The 2,088-nt window shown below is 39.6% G+C and carries 2 protein-coding genes; both read left to right on the top strand.

The window, feature by feature from the left end:
• Nucleotides 1-206: 206 nt before the first annotated feature.
• On the top strand, nucleotides 207-1,397 hold the full coding sequence (locus MVE01_RS04510; protein ID WP_472560975.1) for an HD-GYP domain-containing protein: 1,191 nt from the start codon (nucleotides 207-209) through the stop codon (nucleotides 1,395-1,397).
• A 37-nt stretch (nucleotides 1,398-1,434) separates the two neighbouring features.
• The coding region (locus MVE01_RS04505; protein ID WP_472560974.1) for an HAD hydrolase family protein at nucleotides 1,435-2,088 on the top strand (654 nt) is incomplete at its 3' end.

Below are 2,088 nucleotides of genomic sequence, written 5' to 3'. Positions count from 1 at the left end.
CGCAATAGATCATGAATCCAAAGCTGTTTTTGGTGCCATGGCATACGCACTCAAAGAGTTCTTTCTCTCTATGGCAAGCCGCTATGATGTGAGTAAACATCAGAGGTAATTTTGAAGTAATTCTTTTTGACATTTTTTGACAATATTTAGTTAAGATGATGAAATTATTTAAATAATAACTCATCATTTTAGGAAAATTATTCACCATGTCCTCTTTTCAAAAAACAGCAAATGAAGAAGCACTTAATCAGATTTATAAAGTTTCTTATGCTGCCACAACAGGGCAGATACTCCTTCTTTTTACTGTTGCATACCTTTTTTTCGGTCTGGTTCCTTTTAATATCCTTGCCATAGGTGTCAGTGCACATCTGCTTATCTATAGCATACGAAGTTATGTTGCATGGCGCTATTTGAAAATAACAGGAAATAACAAATATAAAAAAATACAAGCATTCTGGTTCTATTTTTATGCTGTAAGTGTTTTTTTAGCCGGTCTGGCATGGGGACTTTCCTTTATCCTCTTGACATATGAGCATATTCCTGCAGAATATCCTTTCTTTATGACTGCCGTCATCATTGGATTAAGCGGTGCAGCGATCACGACATTGGGTACCGATCTCTCTATCTATCTCCTTTTTACTATTCCTATGCTCAGCAGCTATTTCATCTGGTTCTGTTTTCAAAGTGACAAAATCCATAATGTATCGGCTGCTCTACTTCTTTTGATCATATTTTTTTACCGTATTACTGTACAGCGTTACAGTGATTTTTTTCATTTAAGTATCAAGAAAAGAAATAAGGCATTAAGTGCACAACATGAAATGGTGGAACGCCTTTCAAAAGCTTCTGAACTTAAAGATAATGAAACCGGTATGCATATCAAAAGAATGCGTTACTACTCCTATTTATTGTCCAAAGTAAGCGGGCAGGAAGAGAAGATCACAAACAATATGCTACTGGCAAGTTCCATGCATGATGCAGGTAAAATAGGTATTCCTGACAGTATCTTGCTGAAAAATGGCAAACTAACTGAAGAAGAGTGGCAGATCATGAAGAGTCATACACTTATAGGAAAACATCTTCTAGAGGGCAGTGAATCAGACTTGATCCAACTTTCAGAAAGTATCGCCCTTACACATCATGAAAAATATGATGGCAGCGGCTACCCAAAAGGGCTTAAAGGTGAAGAGATCCCCATTGAAGGACGTATTGTCGCTATTGCTGATGTCTATGATGCCTTGGTCTCCAAGCGTCCCTACAAGGAGCCTTGGAGCAATGAGAAGGCATTTTCCTACATACAAGAGGAAGCAGGCAGATCATTCGATCCTGAACTGGTAAAGCATTTCCTCAACCTAAAAAAGAAGATCGTTGCCTATCAGGAAACACATCAGGATTAAACTCCTGCTATAATGTCAAAAAAATTTTAGGAATTGTATGAAATCCATTTACATCACCGATCTTGACCATACCTTTTTGCGTACAGACCAGAGTCTGAGTGATTTTTCTGTCAAAGTTTGGAATGAAAAAGCCAAAAATGCCATTCTTTCTGTAGCTACCGCAAGAAGTTTTCATAAATCCCATGATTTTTTAGAGAAGCTCCATCTGGATGCTCCCATGATCCTGCTTGACGGCAGTATGATCGTTGCTCCGGACAAAACACTCATAGATATTAAAACGGTCAATAAAGAACTTGGGGATGCCATCATTGCCGAAGGTGCAAAGTTTGACATTTACCCTTTTGTCATAGCTCTCAAAGATATGGACTTGAATGAAGCTTTCCTTTTTCCCACCACGCTCAATACCCATCAGCACGGTGTGCTGGAAAACTACCGCAATGACCCGCGTATGGTAGAGTGCAAGAATATCAAAGCTATGGAGATGAACCTCAAGATCGTCTACTTTGCAGACCGTCAGACCCTTGAGCCTCTCACAACACACATGAAAAAGACTTTTGGCGCAGAGCTGGAGTACAAACTCTCTCCTGAAAAATACTCAGACGGCTGGTTTCTAACCATCCTCCACCCAGAAGGCGACAAAGCCCACGCCTTGCAAAAAGTAGCAGACCATATAGGCAGAGAGACATCAGAA

Origin of the sequence: Sulfurovum sp. (assembly GCA_026990595.1) — a bacterium.
Classification (GTDB): domain Bacteria; phylum Campylobacterota; class Campylobacteria; order Campylobacterales; family Sulfurovaceae; genus Sulfurovum.
Note: the sequence above shows the minus strand (reverse complement) of the source record. Positions and strands in the feature narration are given on the sequence as shown.